Origin of the sequence: Methylobacterium brachythecii (assembly GCF_014196345.1) — a bacterium.
Classification (GTDB): Bacteria; Pseudomonadota; Alphaproteobacteria; order Rhizobiales; family Beijerinckiaceae; genus Methylobacterium; species Methylobacterium brachythecii.
Genome location: NZ_JACIDN010000001.1, coordinates 441,393 through 461,022 on the forward strand (window position 1 = coordinate 441,393; position 19,630 = coordinate 461,022).

Below are 19,630 nucleotides of genomic sequence, written 5' to 3' on the forward strand. Positions count from 1 at the left end.
GCGGACGCGAAGCGGAAGCCTCGAAGGAGGGCTCCAGCCAGCCGCTGCGATCCCTGGAGCCCTCCTTCGAGGCTTCCGCTTCGCGTCCGCACCTCAGGATGAGGGGATTTGGCGGGAGAGCCCGTGACCGTCATCGCACCACGATCCGCGCGGTAGCCTCGGTGACGCCGGGCGTCGCTCGGATCTTGTCCAGGAGATCGAGCACGTCGGCCGGCTGCAGCAGCCGGGCCTCGCCATCCGCGGCCGGCGCCGCCGCGAGCCAGCGTTCGGCGAGTTCGGGCGGCAACCCGTCCTCCACGCCGAAACAGGCAAACAGGTTCTCGAAGGGCTCGCCCGCGACGATCTCGTCGAGGCCGTAGCCGCGCGGATAGCGGCGGGTGTCGCCGGGCTTCAGCGGCGCGAGCGAGGCCGCGTTGCCGCGCACCGGCAGGGCGACATAGGCGGTCTCGTCGGAGGCGACGACCCAGCAATACAGGCTCTGGCGCGCCCGCGATTCGATGCGCATTTCCAGGCGCTGCCCGGCCGAGAAGGGCGTCGCCGTGGCCGCGACGGTGAGGCGGCCGCCATCGGTGCGGGCGGTCGCGGCAAGGTGGTCGAGGAAGGGCCGCGGGGTCGGATCGCAGCCGAGGCCCTCGATGCCGATCCGGCGCCGGCCGGTCGGCGCGATCACGGCGCCGTCGCGCTGGAATTCGAGCTCCATCCAGGACTGGCGCTGCTGGTCCATGGAAAAGCGGCCGCGCGCGGTGAGGGCGCCGGAGCAGGCAGTGGCAGGCGGTCGGCGGCGCACGTCGAGGCGGTTGCCCTTGAGGACGCGGTTCGGCGCGCGGGCCTCGGCATCCAGCGCGATCATCAGGCGGTCGGTCAGCGCGCCGGCGCAGGTCGAGTGGCCGCCCTCCGCCACGAAGGGACAGACCTCGATCGCGCTCGCATTCGGCGCGGCCTGCGCGAAGGCCTTCACCGCGCCCTGCATGACGGCATCGACGTCGGAGACGCCGGCCCCAACGCGGATCGGCACGATCATCGGCTCGCTCGTCGCCTTGCAGGCGGCGTTGCGGGTAATGGCCTGGAGCCGGATCGCCGCGGTCTCGCCGGCCCGGCGCGGCTCGACCAGGAAGACGCTGGCATCTCCCGCGAACGCCTCGCGGATCTGGCTCTCGGCCTCGGCGCCCGAGAGGCCGGTGGTGCCCTCGCGCAGGGCCTTGATCCGCACGACGTCGGCCGAAGCGGCAAGTTTGACGCGGCCGGTGGCCTGCAGGCGGCTCTCGACGGCGAGGCGGATTTCTTCCGCTTGCTCGCGGGAGAGCGCGGCCTGGCTCGGCTCCACGCCGATGACGGCGAGGGTCAGGTCGGGGTGCCCGGCACAGGCGGAGACCGCGTCGAGGAAGGGGGCGAGGGAGGCGGTGGCGGGGTTGGCTTGGGCGGAGCTCGACAGGAAAAGCCCTGCAAGAACAACCCAACCCGTCATTCCGGGGCCGCGAAGCGGAACCCGGAATCCACGGCTGGCCTCGGCGCGTGATCGTGGATTCCGGGTTAGACGCTTCGCGTCGCCCCGGAATGACGGCGCGGTGAGCCTCATTCCGTCTCGTTCGCCTTGGCATACTGGTCGAGCGCCCTCACGAAGACCGGGTTGAAGCGGCCGTCGATGGCGCCGGGGTAGTAGTCGGCCTCCTTGATGGCCCGCTGGACGGTGCGGATCGTGTCGGGCTTGAGCTTCTGGGCCGCCGTGTCGGTGGCCGAGACCGAGGCCGCGCCGAGCTCGCCCTTCTTGAGCGCCCGCATCACCATGTCGGAGGAGCGCACGCCCGGAAAGAACCCGGCAAAGCCGTTGTCGATCAGCGTCGCCATGGTCGCCATGGCCACCGGGTCGCCCTTGTCCGCTGCCCGGCGGAACAGGTCGAAGCCCTGCCTGAGGTCCCTCGGGAAGCCGTAGGAGCCGCTGGAATAGTAGGGCACCAGCTTGCTGATCGAGGGCACGTCGCCCCCCTCGGCCGCGCGCTTGTAGAGGGCCGCCGCCTGCGCCTCATTCTTGGGGATGCCGTTGCCGTATTCGAGCATGCGGGCGGCGTTGGCGAGCGCCACCACGTTCCCGCCATCGCCCGCCTGCCGATACAGGCGAAACGCCTCCGCCTGGTGGCGCTTCACGCCCTGGCCGTTCTCGTAGAGCGTGGCGAGGTTGTTCATGGCCGAGATGCTGCCGGCCTTGGCCGCCACGTCGTAGGCCGCGAAGGCCTCCTTGTAGCGATCGACCCGGTCGTAGGCCCGGCCGAGCTGGTAGGAGAGGCGCCGGAGGTTCGGATAGGCGGTCGCGGCATTGCGGCAGGCCTCGATCGCCGAGGCCGACTCGATCCGGCCCATCTTGACGCCGGTGACGCCCTTGGGCCGATCGCGGTCGTCGGTGGCGGCCGCGAGCTCGTCGCAGCGTTTCACGCGCGGGTCGCTGCTCGGATCGGAGCCGCCGAGATAGCCCTCGGCGAGGGACTTGTAGGCGCAGACCTCGCGGCAAGATTCGAGATAGGCCTGATATTGGCGCTGCGCGCTGAAGCGGCCCCAGTTTTCCTGGTCGATCGCCGCCGCGTCGCGTTTGCGCCCGGCGAAGAGGCGCTCCATGGCGCTGTCGCGATAGGCGCAGATCTCGCCGCAGGTGCCGACATAGGTCTCGAAACCCTCGCGGGTGCCGAGGCCCTCGGCCCGGCGCCAGGCGGCCTCGTCGCGCACGGCGGCGACGCCCTTGGCGACGGCGTCGACGGGCAGCGACGCCTTGAGCACGATCGGGGCGTCGTCCACTTCCGGAACCTGCGCTCGGCCGCTTGCACGGCGAGCGGCGTCCTCGACCTCCCTGCGCAGGTAGCTCTTCAATTCGGGCCATGCGATCTGCCCGTCGCCCTGCCCATCCTTCGCATCGGCGAGCCCCGAGACGCCCATCAGGAAGCGGCTGGTGAGCAGGCCGAGCCTGTTCGGCTCGTCCCAGTTTGCCGGCGTCGCGCCGGAAGTGGCGACGACGCGCACGATGCCGGCCTCCGTCTTGGGCTTGGCCGGTGCGAAGCCGGGAGCCGAGACCGCGAGCAGGCTCTCGCCCTTGCGGCCGGTCTCGCCGGTGAAGCAGGCATCGACCATCACCACGAGTTGGCGGTCCGCACCGATCTTGCGCTTTACGAGATCGAGGTTGCGGTAGAGCGTCTCCAGCGCATAGCCGCTCTCGCCCTGGTTCGGGTTGCCGTCCTCCGGCAGCAGGAAGGGCTGGTGCGTGGCGAGGTCCGGCACGCCGTGGCCGGAATAGTAGACGAAGACGTTCGAGCGGCCCTCGCGGACGCTGCGCCAGAGGCGGCCGGATTGCGGGTTGCGCTCGGTGCCGAAGGCCTGGTTGAACTCGTTGAGAGTCGCGTCCTTCAGTACGAAGACGTTGCTCTCGCGATAGCCGAGGCGCTGGACGAGGTAGCTGCGGATCGCGTCGGCATCATTGTGGGCGTAGTCGACCGGCACCGTCTGCTTGTAGGTGCGGTTGCCGATGACCACCGCCACCGAGTCGGCATTGTCGGCGAAGATCGCTGGATCGGCGGCAGCTCGCGCTCGTGGTGGGAGAATGAGTCCGAGGCCTGCTGCGAGAAGAATGGCTCCGGCAATGCGCATGCCCTTGCGCATGACGGACATCACGGCCTCTCTCGGCATGCGCGTCTTCTCCGGTCGGCCTCGGCCTGGTCGTCGGTCCTTGGAATGGCGCGCACCCGTCTCCGGGCGCGGCAGAGGGTTAGCCGCTGGAGCCGGGAGAAACAATCGCGCGCCATGGTGGTCGGCCGGAGGCCGTTCCCGCTCGTTCCTCAGCATCCGGCGATCAGTGCCACGGCGAGGCTGAGGACGATGAGGTGGAGGGGCGAGATCGTGACGAGCACCATCGCCTCGCGCGCCCTACGGCAGGTAAAGGCCGCGGCCGCAGCGGCGGACCCTGCGGGCTTCGACGTAGCCGGTGTAGCGGTTGTAGACGTCGACGGTGCGGTAGAGGCAGTAACGGCCCGAATTGTAGCCGTTGTAATAGACCCCGCCATTGTCGAGATCGACGCCGAGGAACTCCTGATTGCTAGCGGTTCCCTGGGCGCGGGCCGGCTGAGCGAGGCCGAGCAGGCCGAGGCCCACCAGTACGAGGATCGTCGTCTTGGTCATGATTCCATCTCCCATGTCGGGCGGCGATCACCGCCTTCGACAGGGGCATGGGACGGGCAGAGCGGTTTTCGCGCAGGCTGGCGGAAGAATCGTCAGGTGGACGCCCGCAGGAAACAGGCTTCGGCATCAGGCGACCGATCGCGGCCCACTCCGCATCCGTCACATCGGTTTCGTAGCGAAGACCCGCGCGGCCATGCTGCCGCAGGGCAGTCGGGGCCCGCATGGCGCCTAGATCACAGGCCTCAGCACCGTTCTAGAAACACCGCCATCTCAGCCACTCAACCCTCTCGTACCCTTGTCGAGCACACTCTCAGCGAAACTTGATTACTCCGGGCTTTGCTCGCGCGACTTCAATCGAGGTTATACGCCGACGAAGTTCGGGGCGGTTGGCGGCCTGCTTTTCCGGTGGTGGCCAAGATTTTGCTGCGCATCATCAGCAGATTGGGCGGTCCCACCATTGAGGCCGCGATATCGATCGGCGAGTGGCCAAAGAAGCGGAGACGATACGGCTGGAGAAAAGAGGGGCAATTCGAGGTGTCTTCTCGGCGAGAAGCGGCCCAAAGGCGTATCGAGCGAGGAGCGGCACTCGATGACGAAGGATGGACGCGGCAAGGCCTTCGAGCAGCGCGCCGATGCTGGCGAAGCGGAACTTCGACTGGCGATGAGCCGGTCTCGCGCCGCTTTCGTCGGCACGGCCGTGATGAGCGGGCTCATCAACATCCTCTATCTCACCGGCTCGTTCTTCATGCTCGAGGTCTACGACCGGGTCATTCCCAGCCGGTCCGTTCCGACCCTGACCGGCCTTCTGGTGTTGGCCCTGGCGCTCTTTGTCTTTCAGGGCGCTCTCGAGATGCTTCGGTCCCGCATCCTCGCCCGAACGGCCGCCAGCCTCAATGAAGACCTCGGCGGCCGCGTCTTCGATCTCATCGTCAAGAGCCCGCTCAAGGGCAGCCTGCCTGGCGACGGCCTGCTGCCGTTGCGTGACCTCGATGCGGTGCGCAGCTTCATGTCCGGATCAGGACCGAGCGCGTTCTTCGACCTGCCTTGGATGCCGATCTACCTGTTCGTCTGCTTCTTGTTTCATCCCCTACTTGGCAGCATGGCGCTCGCGGGGGTCTTCGTGCTCGCGGGCCTGACCGTGCTGACAGACCGCGCGACGCGCCAGCCGACACTGTCTGCCACCCGATCCATGCAGCAGCGCAACGCTTTAGCCGAGGCAGGCCGTCGAAACGCGGAAGTCCTGTCGGCCTTGGGCATGCAAGAGCGTTTCGCTCACAGATGGATTCGCGCGAACGACGACCATCTCCAGGCCCAACAGAGCCTCTCCGACGCGACCAGCGGCTACGCCACCGTCTCCAAGACCTTCCGAATGGTTCTGCAATCCGGCGTGCTGGCCTTGGGCGCGTGGCTCGTGATCAACAACATGGCCACCGGCGGCATCATCATCGCCTCCTCGATCCTGGTCTCTCGCGCGCTTGCGCCCGCTGAGCTCGCCATCGCGAACTGGAAAGGCTTCGTCCAGGCCCGTCAGAGCTGGGGACGCCTTGCCGATCTTCTCAACCGTATTCCCCCTTCGAACCCGCTTCACGCGCTACCCGCGCCACGGCAGTCGCTCGTCGCGGAGGCGGTCAGCGTCGCGCCTCCCGGTGTGCCGCGCCTGATCGTCCAGGACGTCAGCCTCGCGCTACAGGCCGGTCAGGGATTGGGGATCATCGGTCCCTCGGCCTCCGGCAAATCCACGCTCGTGCGCTGCTTGGCCGGGATATGGCCGACTGTGCGAGGCAAGGTCCGTCTCGACGGCGCCGCCTTGGGCCAATGGTCGGCTACCGACCTCGGCTCCCATCTCGGCTTTCTGCCCCAGGAGGTCGAACTCTTCGCCGGCACGGTCTCCGAAAACATTGGGCGCTTCGACCCGGCGTCGTCCGCCCAGGCCGTCATTGCGGCGGCCCAGGCCGCCGGCGTGCACGACATGATTCTTCGCTTGCCGGATGGCTACGACACACGACTCGGCGAAAGCGGTACCGGCCTTTCAGCCGGTCAGCGCCAGCGAGTCGGCTTGGCCCGCGCCCTCTACGGCGAGCCGTTCCTCGTCATTCTGGACGAGCCCAATGCCAATCTCGATGCCGTGGGTGAGCATGCCCTGACCCAGGCCATCCTCGGTGTTCGTCAGCGCGGCGGAATCTGCATCGTCGTGGCCCATAGGCCGAGCGCGTTGGCAGCAGTCGACCTCGTCCTGATGATGAACGAAGGGCGCGCCCAGGCTTTCGGCCCGCGAGACGAGGTGCTGAAGCGCGTGCTCCAGCCTGTTCCTGCCGCGCAGTCCGGGCAGGTGTCATCGCGGTCCGTAGAGGTTGGCGGGCGCGCCTCCCAGGGAGGTCTGCAATGAGTGGCGCTTTGGTGACGACCGGGCCGCTTCCCTTGCCGGCCAACTTAGGCTCGCGCGCTCAGGGCTCGATCCGTCGCCATCTGGCCGTGGCTCTCGGCCTCAGCGGCGTGCTCGTCTTCGGCATCGGCGGTTGGGCGACCTTCACTCAGATTTCAGGCGCCATCATCGCGCCAGGGCAACTGGTCGTCGAGTCGGACGTCAAGAAGGTACAGCACCCCACCGGCGGGGTCGTTGGTGAACTTCTGGTACGCGAAGGTCAGGCCGTCACGGCCGGGCAAGTGCTGATACGACTGGACCAGACGCAGACCCGTGCCAATCTCGACATCATCATCAAAGCGTTGGACGAGCTTGCAGCCCGAGGCGCGCGCGACGAGGCCGAGCGCGACGGGGAAACGACGGTCATGTTTCCACCCGAGCTCCTCGCGAAGATCGCCGAGCCGACGGTGGCGCGGTTGATCGACGGGGAGGCGCGCCTGTTCGTCTTGCGTGTGACCGCACGCGCCGGACAGAAGGCGCAGTTGCGCGAACGGGTGGCTCAACTCGGCCAGGAGGTTGCCGGCCTGACGCAGCAAGCGTCGGCCAAGGTGCGTGAGATTGCGCTGATCCAAAGCGAGCTGACCGGCGTGCGCGCGCTCTACGCCAAGAATCTTGTGCCTTTCTCCCGGGTTACCTTGCTGGAGCGGGACGGTGCCCGACTGGAAGGTGAGCGCGGGCAGCTCATCGCGCAGACGGCCTCGGCGAGGGGCAAAATTACCGAAACCGAGCTGCAGATCCTTCAGATCGATCAGGAACTGCGCACCGAGTCCGGTAAGGATCTGGCCGAGATCCGGGGCAAGCGGTCCGAATTGATCGAGAAGCGGATCGCTGCGGAGGACCAGCTCAAGCGGATCGAGCTGCGCGCACCCCAGGACGGGACCGTCCATCAGTTGACGGTCCATACGATCGGCGGCCTGGTGACCCCCAACGAGCCGGCGATGTTGATCGTGCCCTCAGCCGATCAGCTCGCGGTCGAGGCGCGTATTCAGCCACAGGACATCGACAACGTGCGTCTCGATCAGAAGGCGATGCTGCGCTTCTCTGCGTTCAACCAGCGGACCACGCCCGAAGTCGAAGGCGCCGTCAGCCGCGTCTCGGCAGACGTGATGACCGATCCGAAGGCCGGCACGAGCTATTACACGGTGCGCATACGGGTCCTTCCGGACCAATTGAGTCGGCTCGGCGGCGCGCGCCTCGTGCCGGGCATGCCCGTGGAGAGCTTCGTGCAGTTGGGAGACCGCTCCGTGCTGAGCTACCTCACGAAGCCGATTTCGGACCAGATCGCAAAAGCTTGGCGGGAGCGGTGATGCCGGTTCGCCGGTGGCGGGCGAATCTCGGTCGCGGCTGTTTCAGCAGTCGTTGATCTTTACCGATCGGCTCAATGACATTTTGGATTTCGAAAACCCCGATCTGATCGCCCGCTTATGTCGGCATCCATCGGCTCAAGCCGCGTCGAGGTTGACCTGTAGGCCGGAGCCATCCGGGCGGTTGCGCAGCCGCAGGGCGAGGCGCGAGCGACGCGCCGCCATCTCGGTGATCGCCAGCCCGAGCCCGCTTCCCGAGGCGCTCTTGTTGCGTCCGCGGAAGAAACGGGTCGTAACGTGCGGCAGCTCCTCCTCCGGGATGCCCGGTCCTTCGTCGCGTACGAAGAAGCCGGCCCCGGTGGGGCTCAAGCCCCATTCGACCGTGCCGGCGCCCATGTGTTGGATGGCGTTCTCGTGGAGGTTGCGGATGGCGAGCCGCAGGCTTTCCGGGTCGCCTCTCATCCTCAGATCGGCGAGGCGCGGGTCGACGATCGTCCGGATACCGTCGCCGACGCGCATGCCGCCCACCGTCTCGGCGATCAGGGCGCCCACCTCGACGTCGACCAGCGGGCGTTCCTCGGTCTCGGCATCGAGCCGGGCGGCGTCGAGGAGCTGGCGCACCAGCCGGGTGGTCTGATCGACGGCGACGAGGATCTGGCGGAGAGCCGCCTTCACGACGCCGGGATCGGTGGTCGCCATGGCGACCTGGGCCTGCGTCTTCAGCCCCGCGAGCGGCGTGCGCAATTCGTGGGCTGCGAAGGCGGTCACCGTCCGCTCGTGCCGCCGCGCCGTTTCCACTTTCAGGAACAGGGCGTTGAGGGCATCGGCAAGCGGCCGCACTTCGGCCGGCGCGCGCCCGGCATCGATCGGACGCATGTCGTCGGCGTCGCGCGCCGAGAGGTCGCGCGCCATGCGCCGAAGGGGACGCAGGCCACGCCCGAGGCTGACCCAGATCAGGAGGCCGAGCAGCGGCACCACGAGGATCATCGGCATCAGGAAGCTGCGCACGAGGTCGGTGGCCAGCCGCTCGCGCATGCCGACCCGGTCGCCGACCATGACGCGGAGGCCCTTGCCCGGATCCTCAAGGGTAAAGACGCGCCAGGTCTCACCGTTGATCTCCCGCTCCGAGTACCCCGAAGCGGTGTCCGTCATGCGGTGCTCCGGGGCGCCGCTGGAGCGGGCCAGCATGCCGCCGGAGAGCGACCAGATCTGGCAGGTGAGCTGATGCTCGTAGCCCAGCGCCGGGATCGGCGTCTCGAGTGCGCCGGTTCGGGAGCCCGGCGTGACCCTGTCGGCCACTGAGATCACCATGCGGGCGGCTTCCTGGAGCTGCGTGTCGACGAAATGCTCCACCTCGCGCTTGGAGCTGACGTAGATCCAGAGCACCGCGCTCAGCCAGATCAGGCCGGTGGCGACGACGAGGATGGCGAAGAGCCTGGTGCGAAGCGCGCTCATCAGACGCCCCTCATCCGGTAGCCGAGGCCGCGCACCGTCTCGATGGCGTTCCGGCCGATCTTGGCGCGCAGGTTGTGGATGTGCACCTCCACCGCGTTGCTCTCGACCTCCTCCTGCCAGCCGTAGAGCCTCTCCTCCAGTTCGGACTTCGCGTGCAGGACGCTCGGGCGTTCCATCAGCGCGCCGAGCACCATGAACTCGCGCCGCGAGACCGGGACCGGCCTGTCGTCGACGCTTACCGCGAAGCTGCCCGGGTCGAGCCGGATGCCGCCGTGCACGAGGGCGGCCGAGGCCCGCCCCGCCGCGCGGCGAACCACCGCCCGGATGCGGGCCGAGAGCTCGTCGAGGTCGAACGGCTTGCCGATATAATCGTCTGCCCCGCCGTCGAGGCCGGCGATCCGGTCGGCGACCGCGTCGCGCGCCGTCAGCAGAACCACCGGGGTCCGATCACCCCGCGCCCGCAGGGCGCTCAGGACGTCGAGGCCCGAGCCGTCCGGCAGCATGAGGTCGAGGACGACGGCCGAGAAAGCGCCAGCGATGAGAGCAGAATCCGCATCCTCGCAGGTGCCGACGCAGTCCACGGTCGCGCCGGACAGGCCGAGCCCGACCCTGAGGCCGTCCGACAGGATGGGATCGTCCTCGACCACAAGCAGGCGCAACGCGTGTCTCCTCGGTTGCGGGGCAGTCTAAAGCGTTGCCTTAAGCCTGGCTTAAGCTGCGTTTCCGACCTGGGGCGACCTCATCGAACAACCGACCGCGTCGCCATCATGTCGAACACCGTCCATACACGTCCCGCTCACCGCCGTGATCCTGTCCGCGGTGCATCGGCCTGTGTGCTGCGCCTCGCCGCGGTCCTGGCCCTCGCGTCGGCGCTGGGCGCCTGCACGGCCTCAATGGGCGGGCAGCCCGAGGTGGCTGCCGTGAGCCATCGCTTCGGTCCCGACGTGCTGCGCCGCTACGCGGCCCTGACCGACGAGCCCTTCCCGGTCGCGGCGATCGAGGACCGGGATCTCAAGCCCGACTACGTCCGCCGCGTCGTGGACTACCCGACCCGGGAGCAGCCCGGCACGCTCGTCGTCGATCCCAACAACCGCTACCTCTATCTCGTCATGGAGGGCGGCCAGGCGATGCGCTACGGGGTCGGCGTGGGCAAGGCCGGGCTCGAGTTCACCGGCACCGCCACGGTCGGCCGCAAGGCGAACTGGCCGCGCTGGACGCCGACGCCGGACATGCTGCGCCGCGAGCCCGAGCGGAACGGCAAGTGGGCCGGCGGCATGCCCGGAGGTGCCGGCAATCCCCTCGGAGCACGTGCTCTCTACCTGTTCAAGGACGGCAACGACACGCTGTACCGCATCCATGGGACCACGGAGCCGTGGAGCATCGGCGAGGCCGTGTCCTCGGGCTGCATCCGCATGCTGAACCAGGACGTCATCGATCTGCACCGCCGGGTTCCGGTCGGCACGCGCGTCGTCGTGCTCGGTGGGCAGGGAGCGGTCGCCGCGCGGCCGCAGGCCGCCGAACCGTCGGAAGCGTTCGGCGAGGCGCCGGTAGACCTCGACGACGCGCCCTCGCCGGTGCGAGGCTAGATCGAGCCACGGACGGGCGGCGCGGCAAATCGCGCCGGACCCGCTTTTCCGGGACAGGAGGACGCCATGACCGATGCCATTCCCGACACGTCGAGCCGGCGGGAGGTGTTGGCGGCTTCGCTCCTCGGTGCGCTTCCGCTGCTGCTCGCAGGCTCTGCGACGGCGAGCCCTCTCGACCCCGCCCAGACCATCATCCAGCCGCCGGATGAGCTGAAGTGGATTCCGACGAAGGGCTATCCCGAGGGCGCATCCGACCGGTGCGTCCTCGCCGGCGACATGAACGGTAGTGGGCTCTACTACACCCTGGTGCGCTGGTGGCCGGGCTACATGAGCGCCCCGCACCACTACACGACCGACCGCTTCTGTATGGTCGTGTCGGGCACCTGGTGGTGCAACAGCGGCGCGGATTTCGACCCGGCCTCCTGCGTGCCGGTGAAGGCCGGCAGCTATGTCCACCGCGTCGCCGGCACGCCGCACTACGACGGCGTGGTCGCACAGGGGACCGAGCCTGCCGTGATCGCGATCTGCGGGATCGCGCCGATCAATTACGCCCTGGTCGATGCCTCCAAGCCCGGCTGGCGGAAGGTCTGATCGGCCGGCCCTGAGACTGAGACGATCAGCGCTCGGCGGCGAGGAGCTGAAGCAACTCCACGAGATGCGGATCGAGCTGTTCCTCGATGATCGGATCGTAGAGCCGCTTCAGCTGCTCGCCCAACCGTGCCCGCGTGCCCTCGTCCAGCTTCGGCGACGCGTCGAGGTTCGGCTCCGGTGCGCGCAGGGGGCGTTCGCTGTTCGACATCGTCCCTAGATCGCGCTCTCCGGACGCGCGGCAACGGGCCGAACCGGTCGTGCGGTCATTTTTGATGCTGGCGCACCGCGCATTCTCGATGCGCCCCGAGGATCGACTGCAAATTTCCGCGGACGCGATCCGTGCAAACGAAAAGCGCCGCGGGCCTGCCAGCCCGCGGCGCTTTCGGATTCTCGGTGTCGGAGGCTTACGCGCCGACGATGGTCTTGAGGTGGCCGATCAGCGAGGCGACGCTGCCGAACTTCTCTGCGAAGTTCGGATTGAAATAGGCCGCACGCGCCGCGACGATCACGACGACCATCGCCCAGAACAGTCCGACGCCGGTGCGCAGAGCGATCCGCGATACGCTGCTGGGCGCGCCGTGGTCAGTGCCGTGAGCGACCGGCTCGCCGAATGGGTCGAATTGGATGGGGCGCATGACGACCAAGATTGCTCGAAACCAGATCTGTAAGTCGTCACAGCATAGCCTCGACGCAATGGAGACGGTTTTCGAATTTCGGGCTCGGCGGGGAGAGTCCTTCTCCGTGGAAATTCCGGCAGAGAAGAATTCTCTCGGGGGGCTTTGGAGCGCCCGGCGATCGCGCCGAGGACGATGGCGAGGTTCTCGATCTCCGGTCATGCGGGCCTCGATCGATGCGCGTCTGGCATCGATCGATCCAGTGTTTGACTTGGACGGCGCATCGATCCGCCTTTTAGGTTGTCTTCGGAAAAGGCCGCCTCGTGCCGATCGGGACGAAGAAGCCGGCCGACCTCCGCTACGGTAACAGCCGGGCGGCTCGATCACATGGGAGAACGCTCATGGGCGCCACGCTTGCCGTGTCGCTGGCCAGGCCGAGCCGCGTCCGGCTCGTCATCGTGACGATGATCTTCGTCGCCAGCACCATCAACTACGCCGACCGGGCGACGCTCTCGATCGCCGGTCCGTCCCTCGCCAAGGATCTCGGCCTCGACGCCGTCTCCATGGGCTACGTATTCTCGGCTTTCGCCTGGTCCTACGTGCTGGCGCAATTGCCGGGCGGCTGGCTGCTCGACCGCTACGGCGCGAAATCGGTCTACGCCGTCGCCATCTTCCTGTGGTCCTCCTTCACCCTGATGCAGGGTGCGGTGGGGTTCTTCACGGGCTTTACCGCGGTCGCGCTGCTGTTCTGCCTGCGCCTGATCGTCGGCCTGGCCGAGGCGCCGGTCTTCCCGGCCAATGCCCGCATCACGGCCGCCTGGTTCCCGGCCTCCGAGCGCGGCACGGCCTCCGCCTTCTTCAACTCATCGCAATACTTCGCGACGGTGCTGTTCACACCGCTGATGGGCTGGGTGGTGCACAATTTCGGCTGGCACCACGTCTTCACCTTCATGGGCGTGCTCGGCATCGCCTTCGCGCTGCTCTGGACGCAGGTCATTTACGGGCCGAAGGAGCACCCATCCGTCAACCAGGCCGAACTCGATTACATCAGAGAGGGCGGCGCGCTGCTCGACATGGATGGTCACACCCGGGCCACGGCCCCGGGCCAGACCTGGGAGACCATCCGCAAGCTGCTCTCCAACCGGATGCTGCTCGGCATCTATATTGGCCAGTACTGCATAACGACGCTGACGTATTTCTTCTTGACCTGGTTCCCGGTCTACCTCGTCAAGGAGCGCGGCCTGTCGATCCTCCAGGCTGGCTTCGCAGCGGTCCTGCCGGCGCTCTGCGGCTTTGCCGGCGGCATCCTCGGCGGATGGGTCTCCGACCTGCTGCTCAAGAACGGCTACTCGCTCACGGCTGCGCGAAAAATCCCGATCGTCGGCGGCATGCTGCTCTCGATGGTGATCATCGGCTGCAACTACGTTCAGGCGGATGCGGTGGTGATCGGGCTGATGGCGCTTGCCTTCTTCGGCAAGGGGATCGGCGCGCTCGGCTGGGCCGTGGTGTCGGACACCTCTCCGAAGGAAGGCGGCGGCCTCTCGGGCGGCCTGTTCAACACCTTCGGCAACACTGCCGGCATCACCACACCGATCGCCATCGGCTACATCGTCCAGCAGACCGGCTCGTTCAACGGCGCGCTCGTCTTCGTCGGACTGAACGCGCTCGTGGCGGTGTTCTGCTATCTGGTGATCGTCGGCGAGATCAAACGGGTGGAGCTGCGCTGACGGCGCGCGACGTCTCCACCCACGCTTCGTCAGGGTGGGGGCATGCTCGACTTCAGCCAGCTCCGTTGCTTCGTCGCCGTCGCCGAGGAGCTGCATTTCGGCCGCGCCGCCGCGCGGTTGAACATGACGCAGCCGCCTCTGTCCCGGCAGATCCAGGTGCTGGAGCGGGTGCTCGACGCGGCCTTGCTGGAGCGGACCAGCCGCTCCGTGCGCCTCACCGCGGCGGGGCGGAGCTTCCTGCCCGAGGCGCAGCGCATCCTGCGGCTCGCGGAAACGGCGGCCCACGTGACCCGGCAGGTTGCGGCGGGACGCGCCGGCACCCTCCGGCTCGGCTTCACGGCAGCCTCGGCCTACGATTTCCTGCCGCGTCTCGTCATCGGCTTCCGCAATGCCCTGCCGGACGTGACGCTGGCTCTGCGCGAGATGGTTTCCCGCGACCAGCTCGAAGAGCTTCTTTCCGGGCGGATCGACGCGGCGCTGATGCGGCCGCCGGTGACCCATCCCGACCTCGTCTGCGCCCGCGCGCTCGCCGAGCCTCTCGTCGTGGCGGTACCGGCCGATCACCCCCTGGCCCGGTCCGAGGTCATCACCGTCCGGCACCTGCACGAGATGCCGTTCATCGACTACGCTCCGCACGACGCGCGCTACTTCCACGACCTCGTCCAGGGCCTGCTCGACGAGGCAGGCGTGCGCCCGCGCGTGCTGCAGCAGCTCACCCAGATCCATTCGATCCTCGCCCTGGTGCGCGCCTCGCTGGGCCTCGCCCTGGTGCCGGAGGCCGCCGAGCGCCTGCGCTTCGAGGGCGTCGTCTTCAAGCCGCTGGTGACGATGCGGCCGCGACTCGTCGAGCTCTACGTGGCGTGGCGGCGCGACCGGGACGACCCGCTGATCGGCGCGCTCGTCGGCCTGCTCGACGGGCTTTGACGATCGATCGATGCGTATCGTGCATCGATCGATCCATCCTTTGGCTTGGACCCGCATCGGCGGCCATGATGAGATTGCCTCCGGACGCCCGGCGCATCGCACGCTGGCGCCGCACGGGAGGAAGCCATGCTCGCCCAGTCCGCCGCCGCGCAGTCGCGTGGCCTGTCGCGCACGCCGACCATCGCCGAGATGCGGGTCGTGCCCGTCGCCGGCCGGGATTCGATGCTGCTCAACCTCAGCGGCGCGCATGGACCGTTTTTCACCCGCAACCTCGTCGTCCTCACCGACTCGACCGGAGCCACCGGCCTCGGCGAGGTGCCCGGCGGAGAGGGTATCCGCAGAACTCTGGAGGATGCCCGCGACCTCGTGATCGGCCGGTCGCTCGGCGACTGGCAGGCGGTGCTCAACGCCATGCGGACCCGCTTCGCCGACCGCGACGCGGGCGGGCGCGGCCTGCAGACCTTCGATCTGCGCGTGACGATCCACGCGGTCACTGCGATGGAATCCGCCTTCCTCGACCTGCTCGGCCAGTTCCTCGACGTGCCGGTAGCGGCGCTTCTCGGCGAAGGCCAGCAGCGCGAGGCGGTCGAGATGCTCGGATATCTCTTCTATGTCGGCGACCGCCGCCGCACCGATCTGCCCTACCGCGAGCCGGAGGCCCGCGACGGCTGGCTGCGCCTTCGCGACGAGGAGGCCCTGACGCCCGACGCCGTGGCGCGCCTCGCCGAGGCCGCGCACGAGGCCTACGGCTTCAACGACTTCAAGCTGAAAGGCGGTGTGCTCGCCGGCGACGATGAGATCGCCGCCGTCACGGCGATCCACGAGCGCTTCCCTCAGGCCCGCGTCACCCTCGATCCGAACGGCGCCTGGTCGCTGCAGGAGGCGATCCGCCTCTGCAAGGGCCGGGGCGACGTCCTCGCCTATGCCGAGGACCCTTGCGGAGCCGAAGACGGCTTTTCGGGCCGCGAGATCATGGCCGAGTTCCGCCGCGCCACGGGCTTGCCCACCGCCACCAACATGATCGCCACCGACTGGCGGCAGATGAACCACGCGATCCAGCTCGGTTCGGTCGACATCCCGCTGGCCGATCCGCATTTCTGGACCATGGCCGGCTCGGTCCGCGTTGCCCAGCTCTGCCGCGACCATGGCCTGACCTGGGGCTCGCACTCGAATAACCATTTCGACATCTCGCTCGCGATGTTCACGCATGTCGCGGCGGCGGCGCCCGGCAAGGTCACGGCGATCGACACCCACTGGATCTGGCAGGATGGCCAGCGCCTGACCCGCGAGCCTTTGCAGATCCGCGGAGGGCTGGTTCGGGTGCCGGAGCGGCCGGGGCTGGGCATCGAGATCGACTGGGCCGAGGTCGAGGCGGCGAACCTCCTCTACGAGAGTCACGGCCTTGGCGCCCGCGACGATGCGGCGGCGATGCGGTTCCTGATCCCTGGCTGGACCTTCGACAACAAGCGCCCCTGCCTGCTGCGCTGAACGAGACACCTCGAGGAGACCCGTGCGATGGACGTCCTGACCAACCGCTTCAAGGCCGCGCTCCGCGAGGGGCACCAGCAGATCGGCCTATGGTGCAGCCTGGCGAGCCCGATCTCCACCGAGATCGTCGCGGGCTCCGGCTTCGACTGGCTGCTCCTCGACATGGAGCACTCGGCCAACGACCTGCGCGACATATACGGGCAGCTTCAGGCCATGGGTGAGGGCACGGCCAGCGCCATGGTGCGCGTGCCTAGCGACGAGCCGATCACCATCAAGCGCATCCTCGATACGGGCGCGCAGTCGCTGATGATCCCGAACATCGACGATGCTGACCAGGCCCGACGCGCGGTGGCGGCGACGCGCTACGCCCCGCGTGGAGTGCGGGGCTTCTCGCAAGCACCGCGTGCCGCCCGCTTCGGCCGCATTCCCGACTACCACGCCCGCTGCGAGGCCGAGATCTTCGTGGCCGTGCAGATCGAATCCCGCCGTGCCCTCGACAACCTGGAGGAGATCGCCGCCGTCGAGGGCGTCGACGGCGTCTTCATTGGCCCCGGCGACCTCTCGACCAGTCTCGGCTTCATCGGCCAGCAGAACCACCCGGACGTGGTGCAGGTGATCGAGACCGCGATCGCGCGCATCCGCGACGCAGGCAAGCATGCCGGCATCCTCACCGCAAACGAGGAGCTGGCCCAGCGCTACATCACCGCCGGCACCACCTTCACGGCGATCGGATCGGATATGGGGCTGCTCGCGCGCAGCTCCGAGGCGCTCGCCAAGCGCTTCCGCCACGACGACTGATCGGTATCTCGGAGACGGACATGAAGGTCGGATTCGTCGGCCTCGGCATCATGGGCGCGCCTATGGCCGGGCACCTCATCGCGGGCGGCAACAGCCGGTTTCTTAAGACGCGCCGAGAGGTGCCGCAGGCATTGATCGAGGCCGGCGGCTAGGCCTGCGGCACGCCGGCCGAGGTCGCCGAGCGCTCGGACGTCATCCTGCTGATGCTTCCAGATACGCCGGACGTCGAGACGGTCTTGTTCGGCGCCGATGGCGTCGCGGAGAGCCTGAGCGCCGGCAAGACCATCGTCGACATGAGCTCGATCTCACCGATCGCCACGCGCGACTTCGCTGCGCGGGTCGCCGAGAAGGGCTGCGACTATCTCGACGCTCCGGTCTCCGGTGGCGAGGTCGGCGCCAAAAACGCCGCTCTCTCGATCATGGTAGGCGGCAAAGTAAAAGCTTTCGAGCGGGTGAAACCGCTCTTCGACCTCATGGGCAAGACCGTGACACATGTCGGCGAGGCCGGTGCGGGACAGGTCGCCAAGGTCGCCAACCAGATCATCGTTGCCCTGACGATCGAAGCTGTGGCCGAGGGCCTGCTCTTCGCCTCGAAGGCCGGCGCGGACCCGGCCAAGGTCCGCCAGGCCATCACCGGGGGGCTCGCCACGTCGCGCATTCTGGAACTGCACGGCGAGCGCATGATCAAGCGGACCTTCGATCCCGGCTTCCGCATCAGGCTGCACCAGAAGGATCTCAACCTGGCCCTCGAGGGTGCGCGCTCCCTCGGCATGGCCTTGCCGGCGACGGCCCTCGCTCAGCAGCTCTTCTCGGCCTGCGTCGCCAATGGCGGCGCCGATGCCGATCATTCCGCCATGGTTCGGGCCCTGGAGCTGATGGCTGGTCACGAAATCGGCGAGGCCCCCCCAACCGAACGCTGACCGGGCGGTTTCTTCTCAAAACGGTGCGCTCTTCGACCGCGCCGTCCAGGCTGTGCACGCGAGCGAATCCTTCATGGCTCGCTAAGCGTGGCCGGCTATTCTGGAGGCATGTTCCGGTCGGTCCTCAGCCTCGCCGTTCTGCTCACCTTCGTCGGGGCGGCCTCGGCCCTGCCGAAGACGGCAGAGGTTCCCACGCTGGCGACCGTCAAGGGCACCTGCGAGCGGCTGGTGATCGGCGGCCAGGATGTCACCGGCCAATGCAGCGGCACGCTGCTCAACACGAGCTACGCGACCGGGCGCGTCGGGTTCTACTTCGTCACCAGCGACGGGGCGGCGCTGACCTTCACGGGGCTCGGCAGCAGTCAGGTCAAACCAGATCCGGACACGGCGGTGCAGCCCGTCGACGGGGTGATCTTCGGCTTCAAGGGGCAGTACGACCGCGAGAAGGCGGTAGGGATCTGCCGCTTCACCAACCCCAACGACCGCCCGGGCAGCGTGAATTGCAGCGCCGAGACGCGCGGCGGCAAGTTCTCGGCGGATTTCACCACCGACGGCAAGCCGCCCGAGATCGTGAAGCCCTGACGCGATCAGGCCGCCGGCTTGGTCCGGTGCGGCGCGAACCAGGCGAGACCGTCCTGCGTGCCCGCGGCAGGGAGATACTCGGCGCCGACCCAGCCGTCGTAGCCGATGCGGTCGAGCCGTTCGAACAGGCCTGCGAAGTCGATCGCGGCAGTGCCCGGTTCGTGCCGGCCGGGTGCGTCGGCGATCTGGATGTGGTCGATCCGCCCGAGATGCTTCTCGATCACGGCACCTGGATCCTCGCCCATGAGCTGCATGTGGTAGACGTCGTACTGTACGGACAGGTTGGCGGAGCCGGTCTCGGCAATCAGGTCGAGCGCCTGCGCGGTACCGGTCAGGAAGAAGCCGGGCACGTCGCGGGTGTTGATCGCCTCGATCACCAGCCGGATTCCGGCCCGTTCGAACGCGGCGGCGGCGAAGGCGAGGTTGCCGACGAAGGTGTCGCGCAGCCGCGCCTGGCTCACCCCCTCGGGGGCCAGTCCGGCAAGGCAGTTCAGCCGGGGGCAGCCGAGCATTCCCGCATAGTCGATCGCGCGGGCGACGCCTTCACGGAACTCGGAGACCCGCTCGGGCAGGATGGCGATGCCGCGCTCACCCGCATCCCAGTCTCCCGGTGGCAGGTTGTGCAGGACGCAAGTCAGACCGTTTCGCACCAGCCGCTCGGCGATGGCCTCCTTCGGCGTTTCATAGGGAAACTGGATCTCCACCGCCTCGAATCCGGCCTGGGCCGCACGGTCGAAGCGGTCGAGAAAGCGGTGCTCCGTGAACAGCAGGCTGAGATTGGCGGCGAAGCGGGGCATCGATCCTGGAACTTCGGGTGGGGGTCGTCGCTTCAGTCCTTCACGCCCGGCCATCATGGAGGGCGATCGCCGACAGGCGGCGTCCTTCTCCGCGAACCGGCGGACCCCGCATCCGGGCGGGGCCGCCATGTCCTGATGAGACCGTGAGCTGCGAAGGGCAAGGCGGCGGCATGACGGAGATGGTCGTTTCCATCCTTTGTGCAGCCGGGCTCGGCATTGTCGCCGGAGCCTCATTTTGGCTCACGCGAATCGTCTTGCGCAGTCGGC

17 protein-coding genes and 2 pseudogenes are annotated in these 19,630 nt (G+C 68.0%); 10 read left to right on the forward strand and 9 right to left on the reverse strand.

What is annotated here, in order from left to right:
* Positions 1-130 precede the first annotated feature (130 nt).
* The 4 genes and pseudogenes from GGR33_RS02210 to GGR33_RS25800 all read right to left on the reverse strand — a co-directional run.
* Positions 131-1,465 (reverse strand): hypothetical protein, encoded by a 1,335-nt coding sequence (locus GGR33_RS02210; protein WP_183501729.1) that lies wholly within the window; start codon positions 1,463-1,465, stop codon positions 131-133.
* Positions 1,466-1,572: 107 nt separating this feature from the next.
* The gene (locus GGR33_RS02215; protein WP_183501730.1) at positions 1,573-3,666 is read right to left on the reverse strand and encodes a caspase family protein; all 2,094 of its coding nucleotides are present in this window, start codon (positions 3,664-3,666) and stop codon (positions 1,573-1,575) included.
* A 237-nt stretch (positions 3,667-3,903) separates the two neighbouring features.
* The gene (locus GGR33_RS02220) at positions 3,904-4,155 is read right to left on the reverse strand and encodes a hypothetical protein (protein ID WP_183501731.1); all 252 of its coding nucleotides are present in this window, start codon (positions 4,153-4,155) and stop codon (positions 3,904-3,906) included.
* Between the two features lie 94 nt (positions 4,156-4,249).
* Positions 4,250-4,378 (reverse strand): annotated as a pseudogene (locus GGR33_RS25800) (transposase); the annotation flags it as partial.
* Positions 4,379-4,816: 438 nt separating this feature from the next.
* Here GGR33_RS25800 and GGR33_RS02225 point away from each other — a divergent pair.
* Together GGR33_RS02225 and GGR33_RS02230 are read left to right on the forward strand one after the other, a co-directional pair.
* Positions 4,817-6,541: a type I secretion system permease/ATPase gene (locus GGR33_RS02225; protein ID WP_246412799.1), complete on the forward strand. Its 1,725-nt coding sequence runs from the start codon at positions 4,817-4,819 to the stop codon at positions 6,539-6,541.
* Positions 6,538-7,884 (forward strand): HlyD family type I secretion periplasmic adaptor subunit, encoded by a 1,347-nt coding sequence (locus GGR33_RS02230; RefSeq protein WP_183501733.1) that lies wholly within the window; start codon positions 6,538-6,540, stop codon positions 7,882-7,884. Before GGR33_RS02225 ends, GGR33_RS02230 begins: the two co-directional genes overlap by 4 nt.
* Positions 7,885-8,019: 135 nt before the next feature.
* Here GGR33_RS02230 and GGR33_RS02235 read toward each other — a convergent pair whose 3' ends face one another.
* Together GGR33_RS02235 and GGR33_RS02240 are read right to left on the reverse strand one after the other, a co-directional pair.
* Positions 8,020-9,336: an ATP-binding protein gene (locus GGR33_RS02235; RefSeq protein WP_183501734.1), complete on the reverse strand. Its 1,317-nt coding sequence runs from the start codon at positions 9,334-9,336 to the stop codon at positions 8,020-8,022.
* A complete protein-coding gene (locus GGR33_RS02240) occupies positions 9,336-9,995 on the reverse strand; it encodes a response regulator (RefSeq protein WP_183501735.1) in 660 nt (219 codons plus the stop codon). Before GGR33_RS02240 ends, GGR33_RS02235 begins: the two co-directional genes overlap by 1 nt.
* Positions 9,996-10,229: 234 nt before the next feature.
* Here GGR33_RS02240 and GGR33_RS02245 point away from each other — a divergent pair, with 234 nt between their 5' ends.
* Together GGR33_RS02245 and GGR33_RS02250 are read left to right on the forward strand one after the other, a co-directional pair.
* Positions 10,230-10,922: a L,D-transpeptidase gene (locus GGR33_RS02245; RefSeq protein WP_246412801.1), complete on the forward strand. Its 693-nt coding sequence runs from the start codon at positions 10,230-10,232 to the stop codon at positions 10,920-10,922.
* Between the two features lie 66 nt (positions 10,923-10,988).
* Entirely contained in the window at positions 10,989-11,513 is a 525-nt protein-coding gene (locus GGR33_RS02250; RefSeq protein WP_183501737.1) for a cupin domain-containing protein, read from the forward strand.
* A 25-nt stretch (positions 11,514-11,538) separates the two neighbouring features.
* Here the strand turns inward: GGR33_RS02250 and GGR33_RS02255 are convergent, their stop codons facing one another.
* Positions 11,539-11,721, reverse strand: coding sequence for a hypothetical protein (locus tag GGR33_RS02255; protein WP_183501738.1), 183 nt, complete (start codon positions 11,719-11,721; stop codon positions 11,539-11,541).
* A gap of 196 nt (positions 11,722-11,917) precedes the next feature.
* The gene (locus tag GGR33_RS02260; protein ID WP_183501739.1) at positions 11,918-12,148 is read right to left on the reverse strand and encodes a hypothetical protein; all 231 of its coding nucleotides are present in this window, start codon (positions 12,146-12,148) and stop codon (positions 11,918-11,920) included.
* A 380-nt stretch (positions 12,149-12,528) separates the two neighbouring features.
* On the opposite strand from GGR33_RS02260, the gene GGR33_RS02265 reads away from it, so the two are divergent.
* The 6 genes and pseudogenes from GGR33_RS02265 (at position 12,529) to GGR33_RS02290 (ending at position 18,566) form a co-directional block, all read left to right on the forward strand.
* Positions 12,529-13,854 (forward strand): MFS transporter, encoded by a 1,326-nt coding sequence (locus GGR33_RS02265; protein WP_183501740.1) that lies wholly within the window; start codon positions 12,529-12,531, stop codon positions 13,852-13,854.
* Between the two features lie 42 nt (positions 13,855-13,896).
* Complete coding sequence (locus GGR33_RS02270; protein WP_183501741.1) at positions 13,897-14,778, forward strand: LysR family transcriptional regulator; 882 nt, start codon at positions 13,897-13,899, stop codon at positions 14,776-14,778.
* A 126-nt stretch (positions 14,779-14,904) separates the two neighbouring features.
* Complete coding sequence (gudD, locus tag GGR33_RS02275) at positions 14,905-16,266, forward strand: glucarate dehydratase (protein WP_183501742.1); 1,362 nt, start codon at positions 14,905-14,907, stop codon at positions 16,264-16,266.
* 27 nt (positions 16,267-16,293) lie between these two features.
* Positions 16,294-17,064, forward strand: a complete 771-nt coding sequence (locus GGR33_RS02280; RefSeq protein WP_183501743.1) for an HpcH/HpaI aldolase family protein — start codon at positions 16,294-16,296, stop codon at positions 17,062-17,064.
* Between the two features lie 20 nt (positions 17,065-17,084).
* Positions 17,085-17,984: pseudogene (locus GGR33_RS02285) on the forward strand (2-hydroxy-3-oxopropionate reductase).
* 108 nt (positions 17,985-18,092) lie between these two features.
* Positions 18,093-18,566, forward strand: coding sequence for a hypothetical protein (locus GGR33_RS02290; RefSeq protein ID WP_183501744.1), 474 nt, complete (start codon positions 18,093-18,095; stop codon positions 18,564-18,566).
* A gap of 5 nt (positions 18,567-18,571) precedes the next feature.
* Here the strand turns inward: GGR33_RS02290 and hyi are convergent, their stop codons facing one another.
* On the reverse strand, positions 18,572-19,363 hold the full coding sequence (gene hyi, locus GGR33_RS02295; RefSeq protein ID WP_183501745.1) for a hydroxypyruvate isomerase: 792 nt from the start codon (positions 19,361-19,363) through the stop codon (positions 18,572-18,574).
* Positions 19,364-19,630: the final 267 nt, after the last annotated feature.